1 protein-coding gene is annotated in these 1,415 nt (G+C 56.0%); it reads right to left on the bottom strand.

All coding sequences use genetic code 11. From position 1 onward, the window contains the following. Window positions 1-145: 145 nt before the first annotated feature. The coding region (locus ACWGS9_RS34830; RefSeq protein WP_454509434.1) for an ABC transporter substrate-binding protein at window positions 146-1,415 on the bottom strand (1,270 nt) is incomplete at its 5' end.

Raw genomic sequence — 1,415 nt, 5'->3', positions numbered from 1 at the left:
AAATTGGCGCTCGTCCGCATTGTCGATCGAGCGCAGGATTTCCTGCCGGGAGTAGATTTCATCGACCATTGCACGTTCTTTCTCCAGGCAGGTTTTGCTGGCGGTTCTCGAACATCCAGAGACCGAGAACCGCCGATCATCGAGATCAGGATCTTGGCATAAGGTTCGTGACCTCGCGGACCATTCCGGGCAGAGCTTCTTCAGGTGTCTGCTTCAATGTCGCCACACCTTGCAAGTAGTCGCGGATGACGGTCCCGATCCGGGCGGCGTTCGGGCTCGGATAGGGGTTTTGAACCTTGACGCGGGGTAGCTGACGGATTGCGGCGAGCATGGCCGGGTTGTCTTTGTAGTAGGCGCCAAGATACGCGGAATCCCGCACCGCGACAGCGTTGACTGGTACGAAGCCGGTGGTTTTGACAATCAAGGTCTGCGCCTCTGGCGCGGAAGCGAACTTGAGGAATTTCCAGGCAGCGGCGATCTTTGCCGGATCCTTTGTCGTGATAGCCATTACGCCACCCCCCTGCACCACCTTCCCATCGGCGGCCGACTGCGGGAATACTCCCGTACGGATATCCATAGTCGGTCCCGCGTTGGCCATCAGCGTCTTCAATCTCGATGTCGAGGCGAAGTAGATGCCGATTTTCCCCGACGCGAATGCCTGGCGAGCCTGCTCAGCGGTCATGTCGACCATGCCGGTTTCACCGAACCGCCGCAGCAGTGCCAGCGCGTCTCGTCCAGCTTGCGAGTCGAAGCCGATCTTGCCGTCTTCGGTGAAAACATCGCCGCCATGGCTGGAAACGAGGCTATTGAACAACCAATTGTCCACGTCGTAATACTCGAAAAACAAAGGCATGATATCGGGCTCGGCCTTCTGTAGATTGGCCGCGATCGAAAGAATTTCGTCCCATGACAGATCGAGGTTCGCCAGGTCGGGACGAACCTTCTTGATCAGACTCATGTTATAGTAAACGATACCGGAAGAGACGGACTGCGGTATCGCCACCACGTGACCTTTTACAGTGGTCGTGCCAAGCAAACTCCGCTCAATGCCCACTTTGTTCCAATCAGGATCCTTCGATAGGAGATCGTCCAAAGGCGTCAGGATACCCCGTTCTGCAAGGATAGGCGTGTCGGTGTAGCAAACCGAGGAAACCATATCTGGCAGTGCGCCCGTCATCGAGTCCCGAAGCAATTGCTGAAGCAGCGCCGGGCAGTCGGTGGCATTGGCTTCCAGCTCAATCTTGATGCCTGGGTTCTCTTTCATGAATTGATCTGCGATCGGTTTCAGAAAGAGAGTGTCACGGCTGGGGAAAGCATGAGTCAAGTGCAGGGTGATTGGTTCGGCGTGCGACCAAGACGCAGATGCCATCAGGCCGATGGCGCCAATAACCGACAACAGTATTCGTTTCATTTGA

Source organism: Mesorhizobium sp. Arg314 (genome assembly GCF_053714275.1).
Note: the sequence above shows the minus strand (reverse complement) of the source record. Positions and strands in the feature narration are given on the sequence as shown.